The organism is Streptomyces jeddahensis, from assembly GCF_001642995.1.
Lineage (GTDB): Bacteria > Actinomycetota > Actinomycetes > Streptomycetales > Streptomycetaceae > Streptomyces > Streptomyces jeddahensis.
The window spans coordinates 26,519-41,393 of the sequence record NZ_LOHS01000097.1; the positions used below are offsets into that span (position 1 = coordinate 26,519).

Annotated in this window: 12 protein-coding genes; 5 read left to right on the top strand and 7 right to left on the bottom strand. The window is 70.8% G+C overall.

Annotation, left to right across the window (positions count from 1 at the left end; all coding sequences use genetic code 11):
* Positions 1-21 precede the first annotated feature (21 nt).
* Positions 22-219, bottom strand: a complete 198-nt coding sequence (locus STSP_RS22910; RefSeq protein WP_067281291.1) for a DUF1918 domain-containing protein — start codon at positions 217-219, stop codon at positions 22-24.
* Between the two features lie 118 nt (positions 220-337).
* A complete protein-coding gene (locus STSP_RS22915; protein WP_067281293.1) occupies positions 338-1,438 on the bottom strand; it encodes a DMT family transporter in 1,101 nt (366 codons plus the stop codon).
* Here STSP_RS22915 and STSP_RS22920 point away from each other — a divergent pair.
* Positions 1,437-2,870: an aminotransferase-like domain-containing protein gene (locus tag STSP_RS22920; RefSeq protein WP_067281294.1), complete on the top strand. Its 1,434-nt coding sequence runs from the start codon at positions 1,437-1,439 to the stop codon at positions 2,868-2,870. The two genes, STSP_RS22915 and STSP_RS22920, sit on opposite strands and share 2 nt — an antisense overlap.
* Positions 2,871-2,992: 122 nt before the next feature.
* On the opposite strand, the gene STSP_RS22925 is transcribed toward STSP_RS22920, so the two are convergent.
* Positions 2,993-4,405: an alpha/beta hydrolase family protein gene (locus STSP_RS22925; protein WP_067281296.1), complete on the bottom strand. Its 1,413-nt coding sequence runs from the start codon at positions 4,403-4,405 to the stop codon at positions 2,993-2,995.
* A 189-nt stretch (positions 4,406-4,594) separates the two neighbouring features.
* Here STSP_RS22925 and STSP_RS22930 point away from each other — a divergent pair, with 189 nt between their 5' ends.
* Positions 4,595-5,185 (top strand): histidine phosphatase family protein, encoded by a 591-nt coding sequence (locus STSP_RS22930; RefSeq protein WP_067281298.1) that lies wholly within the window; start codon positions 4,595-4,597, stop codon positions 5,183-5,185.
* A gap of 45 nt (positions 5,186-5,230) precedes the next feature.
* Here the strand turns inward: STSP_RS22930 and dmpG are convergent, their stop codons facing one another.
* The 3 genes from dmpG to STSP_RS22945 are packed head-to-tail and all read right to left on the bottom strand — an operon-like array spanning position 5,231 to position 8,069.
* Entirely contained in the window at positions 5,231-6,283 is a 1,053-nt protein-coding gene (gene dmpG, locus STSP_RS22935) for a 4-hydroxy-2-oxovalerate aldolase (RefSeq protein ID WP_067281300.1), read from the bottom strand.
* A complete protein-coding gene (locus STSP_RS22940) occupies positions 6,280-7,260 on the bottom strand; it encodes an acetaldehyde dehydrogenase (acetylating) (protein ID WP_078067416.1) in 981 nt (326 codons plus the stop codon). The genes dmpG and STSP_RS22940 overlap by 4 nt, the downstream gene beginning before the upstream one ends.
* The gene (locus STSP_RS22945; protein WP_067281302.1) at positions 7,257-8,069 is read right to left on the bottom strand and encodes a 2-keto-4-pentenoate hydratase; all 813 of its coding nucleotides are present in this window, start codon (positions 8,067-8,069) and stop codon (positions 7,257-7,259) included. The genes STSP_RS22940 and STSP_RS22945 overlap by 4 nt, the downstream gene beginning before the upstream one ends.
* 212 nt (positions 8,070-8,281) lie before the next feature.
* On the opposite strand from STSP_RS22945, the gene STSP_RS22950 reads away from it, so the two are divergent.
* Positions 8,282-9,004, top strand: a complete 723-nt coding sequence (locus STSP_RS22950; RefSeq protein ID WP_067281303.1) for an IclR family transcriptional regulator — start codon at positions 8,282-8,284, stop codon at positions 9,002-9,004.
* Between the two features lie 153 nt (positions 9,005-9,157).
* Here STSP_RS22950 and STSP_RS22955 read toward each other — a convergent pair whose 3' ends face one another.
* Entirely contained in the window at positions 9,158-9,601 is a 444-nt protein-coding gene (locus tag STSP_RS22955; protein ID WP_067281305.1) for a DUF6314 family protein, read from the bottom strand.
* A 266-nt stretch (positions 9,602-9,867) separates the two neighbouring features.
* Here STSP_RS22955 and STSP_RS22960 point away from each other — a divergent pair, with 266 nt between their 5' ends.
* Both STSP_RS22960 and STSP_RS22965 read left to right on the top strand, forming a co-directional pair.
* The gene (locus STSP_RS22960) at positions 9,868-12,417 is read left to right on the top strand and encodes an alpha-L-arabinofuranosidase C-terminal domain-containing protein (protein WP_067281306.1); all 2,550 of its coding nucleotides are present in this window, start codon (positions 9,868-9,870) and stop codon (positions 12,415-12,417) included.
* A 130-nt stretch (positions 12,418-12,547) separates the two neighbouring features.
* Entirely contained in the window at positions 12,548-14,767 is a 2,220-nt protein-coding gene (locus STSP_RS22965; RefSeq protein ID WP_067281308.1) for an NADP-dependent isocitrate dehydrogenase, read from the top strand.
* Positions 14,768-14,875: the final 108 nt, after the last annotated feature.

Genomic DNA, 14,875 nt, shown 5'->3' on the forward strand with positions numbered 1-14,875 from the left:
GGTCCTGCGCAGTGCCGAGAGCTACTTCTTGGGCTCTTCCTTGTGCTGTACGACGGAGTCGGGGCCCGGCGACATCACGGCCTCGTGCCCGTCCTCGAACTTGACGCGGAAGGGCGGGTTGCCGTCCGCGCCCAGTACTTCGACAATCTCCGCGACTTTGTCGTGCTGGCCGACGATCCTGCCGTGTACCACCAGCCGGTCGCCCTGAGTTGCGCGCATCGGAGTGACCTCCTCGTCCCGTCGGGGAGCCCCCTTCGGTCGGCCCGTCGAAAGCCGGGCGGCCCGTGGGGAGTCCCGTCCGGGGCCAGCGTTCCGTGGCGTGTCCGTGGTCGTCAGTCTACGTCCCGGGGCGATGCTTGGACCTCTCGAGCTGCGCCCGTTGTGTGACGGCCTCTCGTGCGGGCGCCCGCTGTGTGACGGCGATGCACACGAGCACGGCGAGGGCCGTGAGCGGGGCGGCCGCCGTCAGCGACTCGCCGAGCAGGAACACCGACCAGAAGAGCGTGAGCAGCGGCTGCGCGAGCTGGAGCTGGCTGGCCTTGGGAACGCCGATCGCCGCCATGCCCCGGTACCAGACCACCAGGCCCAGGAACTGCGATCCGGCCGCCACCCACAGCAGCCCTGTCACGCTGTGCGCCGTGAGGTGGACGGGCTCGTACGCGAGCGCGGCCAGGGCGCCGGGCACGGTGAGCGGCAGGCAGAGGATCAGCGCCCAGCCGACGACCTGCCAGCCGGGCATGACGCGGGCCAGCCGGCCGCCCTCGGTGTAGCCCGCGGCACAGACGAGCAGGGCCCCGAAGAGATACAGATCGGCGGAGGTGAGCGCGCCGCCGCTCTGCTGCACGGTGAAGGCGATCACCGCGGCGGCGCCCGCGAGCGCCGCCGCCCAGAAGCTACGGGACGGCCGGGCGCCGGTCCGCAGCACGGAGAACAGCGCCGTGGTCAGCGGCAGGAGTCCGACGACCACGGCCGCGTGTGAGGTCGTCGAGGTCTCCAGGGCGAGCGTGGTGAGCAGCGGGAAACCGAGGACGACGCCGGCGGCGACTACGGCGAGCCCCGGCCAGTGCCGCCGCTCGGGCAGCGGGATGCGCAGGGCCAGCAGACAGCCGCCTGCGATCAGGGCCGCCAGCACGCTGCGCACGGTCACCAGCGACCAGGGCCCGAAGCCCTCCAGGCCCCAGGCGGTGGCGGGGAAGGTCAGCGAGAAGGCGGTGACGCCGAGCGCCGCCTGGAGGGTACCGGCGCGGCGGGCCGAACGGGGCGCACGCCGGGGGCCGTTCTCATGCGGTCCCGAGCCGTTACGCCGTCCGGGGTCGTTACGCCTTCCGGGGTCGGCCTGAGCGGCGCCGACGCGGCCGGGTCCGGCGCCCGGGTGTCCCAGGGCGTCGCCGTCCACCGCTATCGAGGTCGCCGCAGTAGCGCTATCCTGTGCTCTCATGCAAGAGCGTAGCAGCGTGGATGACCTGGCGAAACGGCTGCGAGAGGAGTTTGACCGCTACTCTCCTGGAGGAAAGCTGCCGTCGAGCCGGGCACTCGTCGAGCGGTTCCGGGTGAGCCCGGTGACCGTGTCGCGTGCTCTGGCGCAGCTGGCCGCCGAGGGGCTGGTCGTCACCCGTCCGGGAACCGGCGCCTTCCGCGCGCAGCCCCGCACCACGCCCGCCTCCGTCGGCGACACGTCCTGGCAGGAGGTGTCGCTCAGCGCCGACGCGACCGCCGAAGCGGTACCGCGCACCGTCGACGCATCGGGCGTCCTCGTCAGCCTCGCCGCGCAGCCGTCCGGTGTCATCGAGTTCAACGGCGGCTATCTGCACGCGTCGCTGCAGCCCGAGCGGGCGATGGCGGCGGCATTGGCGCGTGCCGGGCGGCGGCCCGGGGCCTGGAGCCGCCCGCCGGTCGACGGCATGGCCGAGCTGCGGGAATGGTTCGCGCGCGGCATCGGAGGCGCCGTCGGCGCGGCCGACGTATTGATCACCTCGGGCGGGCAGTCCGCGCTGACCACTGCACTCCGGGCACTCGCCCCGCCCGGCGCACGGGTCCTCGTCGAGTCGCCCACCTACCCCGGCATGCTGGCCATCGCCCGCGCGGCCGGACTGCGCCCGGTGCCGGTCCCGGTGGACTCCGGCGGGGTGAAGCCGCGGCTGCTCGCCGAGGCCTTCCGGGCGACGGGCGCGCGCGTGTTCGTCTGCCAGCCACTGTTCCAGAATCCGACCGGCGCGGTGCTGGCACCCGAGCGGCGGGGCGAGGTGCTGCGGATCGCCAGGGAAGCGGGTGCGTTCGTCGTCGAGGACGACTTCGCACGCCGCCTGGTCCACGAGGACGCGGGACCGCTGCCCCGCCCGCTGGCCGCCGACGACCCGGACGGGGTCGTCGTGCACGTCTGTTCGCTGACCAAGGCCACCTCGCCGAGCTTCCGCGTCAGCGCCCTCGCCGCCCGCGGCCCGGTCCTGGAGCGGCTGCGCGCCATCCAGGTCGTCGACACGTTCTTCGTACCGGGCCCCATGCAGGAGGCGGCGCTCGAGCTCGTCGGCTCGCCCGCGTGGCCGCGCCATCTGCGATCCGTGGCCGCCGAGCTGAAGAACCGCCGCGACACGATGACCGCCGCGCTGCGCCTGCACCTGCCCGAACTCGCCGTACCCCACATCCCGTCCGGCGGCTACCACCTGTGGCTCCGCCTGCCCGACGGCACGGACGAGGCCGCCCTCGTGGCGGCGGCCCTCCGCGCGGGCGTCGCCGTCACCCCCGGCCGCCCGTACTTCTGCGCCGAACCGCCCGCCGCCCATCTGCGGTTGAGCTTCGCGGGCGTCGCGGGGACGGCGGAGATCACCGAGGGGGTACGGAGGCTGCGGGCCGCGTGCGACGAGGTCCTCTGAGCAGGCAGGCGAAGTCCGCTGGGTTGCCAGCGCCCCGAAGGGGCGCGGGGAACTGCGCGACCAGCCACGATGGCGCCGCAGTTGATGACAGCACAGCGTGGCACTTCCAGCGGAGCGCTTAGTCAGCCCCCTGACAGAGTCTCCTGCAGCCAGTCGAAGACGACCTCGCCGTGCTGCTGCGGGGCCATCGGCGAGCAGTGCAGCTGGGCGCCGGTCGCCGCGGTGAGCTTCACGTAGTCCTTGGGAGCCGTCAGCTTGTCGAACAGCTGGCGCGGCTGGCCCGGATAGAACTGCTCGTCGTCGTAGTCGAGGACCAGCGTGGGCGCCTTGATACGGCCCACGACGCTCGTGATGTTCAGCGACTCGATGAGTCTGGCGGGCGTGTAGAAGTCGGTGAACATCTTGCCCTCGCGGGCGTCGAGCATCGCCGGCACCGAGAACGGCTCGATGCGCTTCTTCAGCGTCGCGGCCGCGGACGGAGGCAGCTCGGGGACGACCTCCTTGTTCCAGATGTCGTTGGTCTCCGCCTTGTCCGGGGTGAGGATCTTGCGGATCTCCGGGGGAAAGCCCAGCCAGGGCGCGAGCACGCCGGGCATCGCCACCAGGGCGGCGATCCTGCTCTCGAAGGCCGCAGCCCGCGGCGCCAGGCACCCGGCCATGCTCAGCCCGGTCAGGGCGATCTTGCCCGTGTCCACGTCCGAGCGGGCGGCCAGCCAGTCGACGAGCGGCGTGACCACGGTCTCCCAGCGCGGCGTGAAGACCACCCGGTCCACGAAGAGAAGCTGCCCCTGGCCGGGCCCGTCGTACACGAGTGCGTTCCAGCCGCGCTCCAGAGCGGCTGCGACGCCGTAGGTCCACATGTCGACGTTCTGGCCGTCGCTGCCGTTCGTGAGGATCACGGTGGGGCGCCGCTCGCCGGAGCCGTCCGGCCGGAAGAACCACACGGGGAGCGGGGCCCTGCCGTACGGGACGTTCGCGGTCACGGGTGCCGGGTCGCACAGCTCGCAGAACCTGTCCCAGGCGCCGCGCCCGGCCCTGTACAGCTGCTCCTCGCTGCCGGGGTCGTCGGAGCCGAGTACGAAGAACAGCGCCTGGGCGTAGTACTGCGCGGCGCGCAGCGCACGGAAGCGCCTGGTCTGCGCCCCGGGCTTGGCGCCCTGGGGCGCCTCCATCAGCCGATCGCCGAGCTTCCTGAACGTGTCGGTGTACGTCTGCTCGGAGAGACCGGCCTTGTTGATCGCGTTCACCGCGGTGAGCACCTCGCCCACCTCACTCGCACCGTGACCGGCCCCGCCGAGAGCGATGAGCGCGTTGAAGTTGAAGGCCGGGTCTTTGAAGAGCGTCATCACGCCGGGGGTGGGACCGCCCTCCGGGGCGGAGGCCGACGCCGTGGGGCTGGGAGTGGGGGCGGTCGCGGGCGACGCGCCCGAGGGCGTGCATCCGGCGGTCAGCACCGCACCCGCCCCACCGACGAGCCCGGCGAGAGCGGTACGGCGGTCGGGACCGGATGCATGATCACTCGAAACGTGCGTCATGCCAGCCGAAGGTACGAGCCGCGCCGTGGGCACCCTCTCCGCGACACCGGCCCTTCCCTCGAACGGCGCGTCAAGCGGTGCACGCCGTCTCCAGGTGATCGCGCACGGGTATGCGGGGGGATGAGCGCGCTGTGGTTGCGCGGAAAGTAAAGCCTTGACCTGGGGATTCCGGCCCACCACGATCACCGCATGCAGGTTCGGGTCACGCTCATCGCTGCCGCACGTAGTTCCTCGCTGCTAGCGGAGCGCTTCGATGACGACCGGCCGCTCGACCGGGAAGGCTGGTACGAGGTGCAGCTCGCCGCCCCCGCCCTGATGCCGCTCGCGGCGGCTGAGCTGCGCTACTGCTCGCCCACCCCGCGCAGCCGGACCACGGGCGACGTCCTCGGTCTCACGCCACTGGCCCAGCCTGCACTGCGCGACTGCGACATGGGCCGCTGGCGAGGCCTCACGCTCGCGGAGGTGACGGCTCGGGAACCGGCCGCCGTCGACGCATGGCTCGCCTACCCGCGCTCCACACCGCACGGCGGTGAGTCCCTGCTCGCGTTCATCTCCCGGGTGGGCCGCTGGCTGGACACCCGGCCCGCGGACGACGGCAGCAGAGTCGTCGCGGTGGCCGAGCCCGCGGTCGTCCGTGCGGCCCTCGTCTACGCGCTGAAGGCGCCCCCGTCGACGTACTGGAACATCGACGTCCGGCCTCTGTCGACGGCCACGCTCACCGGCCATGCCGGGCGGTGGAACCTGCGACTGGACCGCGAGAGGGGTCCGGCACCGGCGTGACCGCGGGCCGGTGGACGCCGCCGCGTCCACCGGCCGACGAGCAGATCAGACCGCGGGATCAGACTGCGCGGTCGTGCGCGCCGCCAGGTCCAGCGCGACGTCCGTGATCATGTCCTCCTGGCCGCCGACCATGCCGCGCATGCCGACCTCGACCAGGATCGCGCGGGTGTCCAGGCCGTAGCGGGCGGCCGCGGCCTCGGCGTGGCGCAGGAAGCTGGAGTAGACGCCCGCGTAACCGAGGCTCAGGGTCTCGCGGTCCACGCGGACTTCGCGGTCCTGCAGGGGGCGGACGATGTCGTCGGCCGCGTCCATGAGCGGGAACAGGTCGCAGCCGTGCTTCCACCCCATGAGGTCGGCGACGGCGATGAACGCCTCCAGCGGGCAGTTGCCCGCGCCCGCGCCCTGGCCGGCGAGCGACGCGTCGACGCGCGTGCAGCCGTTCTCCACGGCGACGACGCTGTTGGCGACGCCCAGGGCCAGGTTGTGGTGCGCGTGGACGCCAAGCTCGGTGGCCGGGTCCAGTACGTCGCGGTAGGCGCGGAAGCGGTCGTGTACGCCGTCCATGGTCAGGCGGCCGCCGGAGTCGGTGACGTACACGCAGTTGGCGCCGTACGACTCCATCAGCTTGGCCTGGCGGGCGAGTTCGGTGGGCTCGGCCATGTGGGACATCATCAGGAAGCCGGCGACGTCCATGCCCAGCTCGCGGGCTGCGGCGATGTGCTGGGCGGAGATGTCGGCCTCGGTGCAGTGCGTGGCGATGCGCACCGAGCGGATGCCGAGCGCGTGGGCCTGCTTGAGGTCGTGCAGGGTGCCGATACCGGGGAGCAGCAGGGTGGTGGGGATCGCGTTGCGGGCGACGTCCGCGACGGCCTCGATCCACTCCCAGTCGGTCTGGGCGCCGACCCCGTAGTTGATGCTCGAGCCGGACAGGCCGTCGCCGTGGGCGATCTCGATGGCGGCGACGCCCGCCGCGTCCAGGGCGGCGGCGATCGTACGGGCCTGCTCGACGGTGTAGCGGTGCCGGACGGCGTGCATGCCGTCGCGCAGGGTGACGTCCTGGATGTACAGGGCGGGCGTGCTGTCGGGCTGTGCGGTCATCGGGCTGCCACCTTGCTGGAGCGGTGTGCGGCCATGCGTTCCGCGGTGCGCAGCGCGGCCGAGGTCATGATGTCGAGGTTTCCGGCGTACGACGGCAGGTAGTGGGCGGCGCCCTCGACCTCGAGGAACACCGACACCTTCACCGCGTCGGTCACGCGGGAGCCTTTCGGCAGGAGGCCGCGCAGCGGGTCGTCGGCGGCGACGCGGTCGAACTGCACCTTCTGCTTCAGGCGGTATCCGGGTACGTAGCCCTGGACGCGGCCGACCATCTCCTCGATGGAGGCCGTGACCGCCTCCTGGTCGCACTCCGAGACCAGGCAGTGCACGGTGTCGCGCATGATCAGCGGCGGCTCGGCCGGGTTGAGGATGATGATCGCCTTACCGCGGGCGGCGCCGCCGACCTTCTCGATGGCCGAGGAGGTGGTCTCGGTGAACTCGTCGATGTTGGCCCGGGTGCCGGGGCCCGCCGAGCGGGACGAGATGGACGCGACGATCTCGCCGTAGTGCACCGGCGTCACGGCCGAGATGGCGGAGACGATCGGGATGGTGGCCTGCCCGCCGCAGGTGACCATGTTGACGTTGCCCGCGTCCAGGTTGTCGTCGAGGTTGACGGGCGGGACGACGTACGGGCCGATGGCCGCCGGGGTCAGGTCGATGACGGTGCGGCCGAGGTCGCGCAGCACCTTGTCGTTGTAGCGGTGGGCACCGGCGGACGTGGCGTCGAAGACGATCTCGACGTCCGCGAACTCGTCCAGCTTGACCAGGCCGTCGACGCCCTCGTGGGTGGTGGCCACCTTGAAGCGGCGGGCGCGGGCCAGACCGTCGGACTCGGGGTCGATACCGACCATCACGCCCATCTCGAGGCTCTCGGACAGGCGGAGCACCTTGATCATGAGGTCGGTGCCGATGTTGCCCGAGCCGATGATGGCCACCTTGGTGCGGGCGCCGGCTTCGGGTGCGGGAGTGCTGGTGCTCACCGGTTGTCTCCTTCGGGGGCGAACGCGACGCGGACCGTGCCCAGGCCGGAGATGGATGCCTCGAACGTGTCGCCCGGGGCCGCGACGGCCATCGGGCCGAGCGCACCGGTCAGGACGACGTCGCCGGCGCGCAGCGGGTCGCCCATGGCGGCGAGGGTGGAGGCGAGCCACACGGCGGCGTTGAGCGGGCCGCCCAGGCAGTCGGCGCCGGTGCCCTCGGAGACCGTCTTGTCGCCGCTGGTCATCGACATACGGACGCCGCGCAGGTCCACCTGCGTCAGCGGCACGGGCGTGCCGCCGAGCACGAACAGACCGGACGAGGCGTTGTCGGCGACGGTGTCGACGATGGTGATGTCCCAGCCCGCGATACGGCTGTCGACGAGCTCCAGGGCGGGCAGCGCGAAGTCGACCGCGCGCAGCACATCGGCCACAGTGCAGTCGCGGTGCGGCAGGTCGGCACCGAGGACCAGAGCAACCTCGGCCTCCACCTTGGGCTGCAGGAGCCGCCCCGCCTCGACCGTGCCGCCGTCGGCGACGGCCATGTCCGCGAACAGCGCGCCGAAGTCGGGCTGGCCGACGCCGAGCTGGGCCTGCACGGCCGGCGACGTCAGGCCGATCTTGCGGCCGACGATACGGCGGCCCGCGGCCACGCCGCGCTCGACGTTCAGCCGCTGCACGGCGTAGGCCGCGTCGATGTCCGCGTCGCCGAGGAGGGCGCGTACGGGAGGGCACGCGACGCCGGTGCGGGTGGCCTCCACCAGGGCGTCGGCAGCCTTGGTCACGGCGGGGGAAAGGGCGTCGGAGCTCATGCGACGCACCGCCGAGGGGCGCTGGACGTGGTGCGGGGCGCTGACATGCGACACCTCCGGGACGGGAACGGGGCGGGACCGAACGGATGCGGATACGAGTGCGGGTGACGGCAGCCGGAGCGGCGCCCGTGCCCGCGACACCTCTGGTATAGACGGGGCGTCGTTCGTGCGCCAAAGTTTGTTCCGTGACACGGAACAGCTCGGGCGGCAACATGCTGGACAAGGCCGTCACCCTCCTCGAAACCTTCCGTCCGGACGGCGGGACGTACCGCCTGACGGAACTCGCCGAGCGCACCGGCCTCACCAAGACCACCGTCTTCCGGATCGCGGCCGACCTCGTACGACTCGGTCTTCTGGAGCGCACAGGCGACACGTACCGGCTGGGCGGCAAGCTCTTCGAACTCGGCTCGCTGGTCCCGCGCCGCCAGGACCTCCGCGAGGCGGCGCTGCCGTTTCTGCAGGACCTCTTCGAGGCCACCCGCGAGACCGTGCACCTCGGGGTCCGCGAGGGCCACGAGGTCGTCTACGTCGAGCGGATCCACGGGCACGACGTGCTGCCGCTGCCCTCCCGGATCGGCGGCAGGCTCCCGCTCACCTGCACCGGTGTGGGCAAGGCCCTGCTGGCCTTCTCCGGCGCCGAGCTCGCCGAGGAGGTGCTCGCGCAGCCCCTGCCCAGCCTGACCCCGTACTCGATCACCGACCCGGCCCGCCTGCGTACGGCGATCGAGCAGGCGCAGGTATCGGGCCTGGCGTACGAGGAGCAGGAGGCCGCGCTCGGGGTGAGCTGCATCGCGGCCCCCGTCTTCGACGGGGCCGTCGCTGTCGCCGCGCTGTCCGTCGCGGTGCCGCGGGCGCGGTATCGGCCGGCGCAGCTGGCGCCGGCGGTACGGACCGCTGCACTTGGCTTGTCGCGGGTGTTGCGGTCTGGGGGCTGACCCGGCGTCGGGGCTGGCCGGGGGTTGAACAGCGTGCCCTACGCAGAGGGGTTCCGCTGTGCCCACCCTCCCCCATTGCCTTAAGGGCATGGGAGGTACCCCCATCGCCCTGCGGAACGATTGCCCACAGCGGCGGTGGCGGTGGCCTCGCCCCTACCGCCTGGTGTACTCCGTGACCAGTACCAGATCCTTCGTCGGGCCCTTCACCCGCCACACCGTGCGCCACCTGTCGGCGCTCTGCGCCGTGAACTCGCCCCGGTAGAGGTCCGCCGCGCACGGGTGGTCGGCGACATGGTGGCCCGAGGTCAGGTCCAGGTCGTGGAACGGGCGCCCGTCGGAGAACTGGACCAGCGCGGCTCCGGCCGACGGGCCGGGCAGGAAACGGAGCGTGCGTTCGGCGGGCCGCGGTGTGCCCTGCCACACGAACGTGCCGGACTCCTCGTGCAGGAGGCCATCGCCGCTGTTCAGCGGCCCGAACACGGTCGTACCGCTGAAGTGTCCCTCCGCGCCGCTCGCGAGGTCCCGTACGGTGCGGTCCACGTCCCAGCTTCCGGCCAGGTAGGCCAGCACGTCGGGCACCGGCCAGAAGTCGTCCATGCTCTGCCACCTCCCTGTCCGGCCCCGGTCCGGCCTAGGTCCGGCCTCGGTCCGAGCCTACCCGCGCCGGATTCACGCAGGTCAGAACCCTATGGCTGCTCTCCTGGCGAAGCGTCAATCAACGTCGGCCCGCCGGGACTTGGAGTCGACTTTCGTCTCAACTGCCCCTGCGCGACCCATTGACGCACCTCGGCCCCCTCCCTATCTTGCCGTTCGGGTTATTGACCATCGTCCGATATTCCGAACAAACGAGCCGCGGAGTATCCATGCCACGTAGCCGCACCCACACCCCCAACGGGACTCGCACCCGCTGGAGACTCGGCCTCACGGCCACCGCTCTCCTGACCGCCACCGCCGTCGTCCCGGCCCCCGTGAATGCCGCCGCCGACGACGCCACCGACTACTCGATCACCGTCGACCCGAAGAGCACCGGCGCGAAGATCGACGACACGATGTACGGGGTCTTCTTCGAGGACATCAACCGCGCCGCCGACGGCGGGCTCTACGCCGAGCTCGTGCAGAATCGGTCCTTCGAGTACAGCACCGCGGACAACGGCTCCTACACGCCGCTGACCTCCTGGGCGACCCAGGGTTCGGGCACGGCGAAGGTCGTGAACGACGGCGGCCGCCTGAACGAGCGGAACCGCAACTACCTCCGCGTGGACCTCGACGGCACGGATGCCGGCACGGGCGTCGTCAACTCCGGCTACAACACAGGCATCAGGGTCGAGAAGGGCAAGAAGTACGACTTCTCCGTGTGGGCCCGCACCGACAGCGCCGACGGAACGCCCCTCACCGTGTCCCTCGCAAGTAGCGACGGCACCACGCTCGCCCCTTCCCTGGAACTCACCGCCCGGGGCGACAAGTGGGCCAAGTACACGGGAACGCTCACGGCCGTCACCGACAGCACCGCGGGCCGCCTCGCCGTCACCGCCCACGGCAGCGGCACCGCCCGCCTCGACATGATCTCCCTCTTCCCGCGCGACACCTACAAGGGCCGCCCGAACGGCCTCCGCAAGGACCTCGCCGAGAAGATCGCCGCCCTGCACCCCGGCTTCCTCCGCTTCCCCGGCGGCTGCCTGGTCAACACGGGCAGCATGGAGGGGTACGACGAGGCGTCCGGCTGGCAGCGCAAGCGCTCGTACCAGTGGAAGGACACCATCGGCCCGGTCGAGCAGCGCGCGACCAACGCCAACTTCTGGGGCTACAACCAGAGTTACGGGCTCGGCTACTACGAGTACTTCCAGTTCGCCGAGGACATCGGCGCGATGCCGCTGCCGGTCGTCCCGGCCCTGGTGACCGGCTGCGGCCAGAACAAGGCCACCGACGACGACGCGCTGCTCAAGCGGCACATCCAGGACACCCTCGATCTGATCGAGTTCGCCAACGGCCCCGTGACCAGCGAGTGGGGCAAGAAGCGCGCCGAGATGGGACACCCCAGGCCCTTCCACCTCACTCACATCGGCGTCGGCAACGAGGAGAACCTGCCGAACGAGTTCTTCGCCCGCTTCAAGCAGTTCCGCGCCGCCATCGAGGCGAAGTACCCGGACATCACGGTGGTCTCGAACTCCGGCCCCGACGACTCGGGTAGCACCTTCGACACCGCCTGGAAGCTCAACCGCGAGGCGAACGTCGACATGGTCGACGAGCACTACTACAACAGCCCGCAGTGGTTCCTGCAGAACAACGACCGCTACGACTCCTACGACAGGAACGGCCCGAAGGTCTTCCTCGGTGAGTACGCCTCCTGGGGCAACGCCTTCAAGAACGCGCTCGCCGAAGCCGCGTACATGACCGGCCTCGAGCGCAACGCCGACGTCGTCAAGCTCGCCTCGTACGCCCCGCTGCTCGCCAATGAGGACTACGTGCAGTGGAGCCCCGACATGATCTGGTTCAACAACCACGCGTCGTGGGGCTCGGCCAACTACGAGGTCCAGAAGCTGTTCATGAACAACGTCGGCGACCGCGTCGTGCCGAGCACGGCCACCACCACGCCGAGCGTCACCGCCCCGATCTCGGGCGCCGTCGGCCTCTCGACGTGGGCGACCACCGCCGCGTACGACGACGTCAAGGTCACCGGCGAGGACGGCACCACGCTGCTCAGCGACGATTTCTCCGGCGACGCCTCGAAGTGGACCCACACCGGTGGCGGCAGCTGGAGCATCCAGGACGGGCAGTACGTGCAGACCGACGTGGCCGCCGAGAACACCATGGTCTCGGCGGGCGACACGTCCTGGCACGACTACGACCTGCAGGTGAAGGCCACCAAGAAGTCCGGCAAGGAGGGCTTCCTCGTCGCCTTCGGCGTGAAGGACACCGGTAACTACTACTGGTGGAACCTGGGCGGCTGGAACAACACCCAGTCCGCGGTCGAGCAGGCCGTGGACGGCGGCAAGTCCACGCTGATCTCCAAGGCCGGGTCGATCGAGACGGGCCGTACCTACGACATCCACGTCAAGGTGCGCGGCCGCCAGGTGACCCTGTACCTCGACGGCCAGGAGTGGGGCAGCTTCACGGACGACAAGCCCGCCGAGCCGTTCCGCCAGGTCGTCACGCGCGACGCCAAGACCGGCGACCTGATCGTCAAGGTCGTCAACGCGCAGGCTGCGGATGCCCGGACGTCCATCGACCTCGGCGGGGCGAAGGTGGCCTCCAAGGCGGCCGTCACCACGCTGAAGGCCGCGCCCGATGCCGTGAACAGCGAGACGGCCACGCCGGTCGCCCCCGTCACGTCCACCTTCGACGGGGTCGCGGACACGTTCACGTACACCTTCCCGGGCAACTCCGTCACGTTCCTGAGGATCAAGAGCGGCTGATTCCCTGAAATGCCCGGAAAGCCGGTTCCGTCCCGCCGCGGGACGGGACCGGCAGGGCCCTTTCGGCAGGGACCCCAACACGAGATATCTTGATGTCGAGCAATGTTGCAGACGTGGAGCGGAGCACCCGGTGACTGACTCGACCATCATCTATACGCACACTGACGAGGCCCCGGCCCTGGCGACGTATTCGTTCCTGCCCGTGGTCCAGGCGTACGCCTCGCAGGCGGGTGTCACTGTGGAGACCCGTGACATCTCGCTGGCCGGGCGCATCATCGCCGTCTTCCCGGAGTACCTCCAAGAGGACCAGCGCATCCCGGACGCGCTCTCGGAGCTCGGCGAGCTCGCCAAGACGCCCGAGGCCAACATCATCAAGCTGCCGAACATCTCGGCGTCCATCCCGCAGCTGAAGGCCACGATCGCCGAGCTGCAGGGCCAGGGTTACGCGCTGCCGGACTACCCGGACGACCCGAAGACCGACGAGGAGCGCGAGATCCGCGCCCGCTACGACAAGGTCAAGGGTTCCGCCGTGAACCCGGTCTTGCGTGAGGGCAACTCCGACCGCCGCGCCCCCGCCTCGGTCAAGAACTACGCCAAGACGCACCCGCACCGCATGGGCGCCTGGACCCCCGAGTCCAAGACGAACGTCGCGACGATGGGCGTGGACGACTTCCGCTCCACCGAGAAGTCCGTCGTGATCTCCGAGGCCGGCTCGCTCCGTATCGAGCTGAAGGGCGACGACGGCTCCACCACCGTCCTGCGCGAGTCCGTACCGGTCCTCGAGGGCGAGGTCGTCGACGCGTCCGTGATGCGTGTGGCCGCGCTGCGCGAGTTCCTCGCCGCGCAGGTCGCCCGCGCCAAGGAGGAGGGCGTCCTCTTCTCCGTGCACCTCAAGGCCACGATGATGAAGGTCTCCGACCCGATCGTCTTCGGTCACGTCGTGCGCGCCTTCTTCCCGAAGACGTTCGCCAAGTACGGCGAGGTCTTCGCCGCGGCCGGCCTCACCCCGAACGACGGCCTCGGCGGCATCTTCAAGGGCCTCGAGGCCCTGCCCGAGGGCGCCGAGATCAAGGCCTCCTTCGACGCCGAGCTCGCCGAGGGCCCGGCCCTGGCGATGGTCGACTCCGACAAGGGCATCACCAACCTGCACGTCCCGTCCGACGTGATCGTCGACGCCTCCATGCCGGCCATGATCCGCACCTCCGGCCACATGTGGGGCCCGGACGGCCAGGAGGCCGACACCCTCGCGGTCCTGCCGGACTCCTCCTACTCCGGCGTCTACCAGGCCGTGATCGACGACTGCCGCGCCAACGGCGCCTACGACCCGTCGACCATGGGCTCCGTCCCGAACGTCGGCCTCATGGCACAGAAGGCCGAGGAGTACGGCAGCCACGACAAGACCTTCGAGATCCCGACCACGGGCACGGTCCGCCTCGTCGACCAGGCCGGCAACGTCGTGATCGAGCAGACCGTCTCGGCCGGTGACATCTTCCGCGCCTGCCAGACCAAGGACGCCCCGATCAAGGACTGGGTCAAGCTGGCCGTCACCCGCGCCCGCGCCACCGGCGACCCGGCCGTCTTCTGGCTGGACGAGACCCGCGCCCACGACGCCAACCTGATCGCCAAGGTCAAGCAGTACCTGCCGGAGCACGACACCGAGGGCCTGGACATCCGCATCCTGTCCCCGGTCGAGGCGACCAAGCTGTCGGTGGAGCGCATCCGCCGCGGCGAGAACACGATCTCCGTCACCGGCAACGTCCTGCGTGACTACCTGACCGACCTGTTCCCGATCCTGGAGCTGGGCACCAGCGCCAAGATGCTGTCGGTCGTCCCGCTGATGGCGGGTGGCGGGCTGTTCGAGACGGGCGCCGGCGGCTCCGCGCCGAAGCACGTCCAGCAGCTGGTCAAGGAGAACTACCTGCGCTGGGACTCGCTGGGTGAGTTCTTCGCCCTCGTCCCGTCCCTCGAGCAGTACGCGAAGACCACGGGCAACGCGCGCGCCCAGGTCCTCGCCGACACCCTGGACCGTGCCACGGCGACCTTCCTCAACGAGGACAAGTCGCCGACCCGTCGCGTCGGCGGCATCGACAACCGCGGCAGCCACTTCTACCTGTCCCTGTACTGGGCCCAGGAGCTGGCCAAGCAGACCGACGACGCGGACCTGGCCAAGGCCTTCGCCCCGCTCGCCGAGACGCTCACCGCGCAGGAGCAGACGATCGTCGACGAGCTGATCGCCGTCCAGGGCAAGCCGGCCGACATCGGCGGCTACTACCAGCCCGACCCGGCCAAGGCCGCCGAGGTCATGCGCCCGTCGGCCACCTGGAACGAGGCGCTCGCGTCCCTCAGCTGACGACGGTCGCCCGTCCGTAACCCCGTCCGCCCCGGCTGGCACTCGCCCAGCCGGGGCGGACCCGTATCCGGGCTGGCATCTGTGACCGAGTAGCCGCTGTGGCCCTCA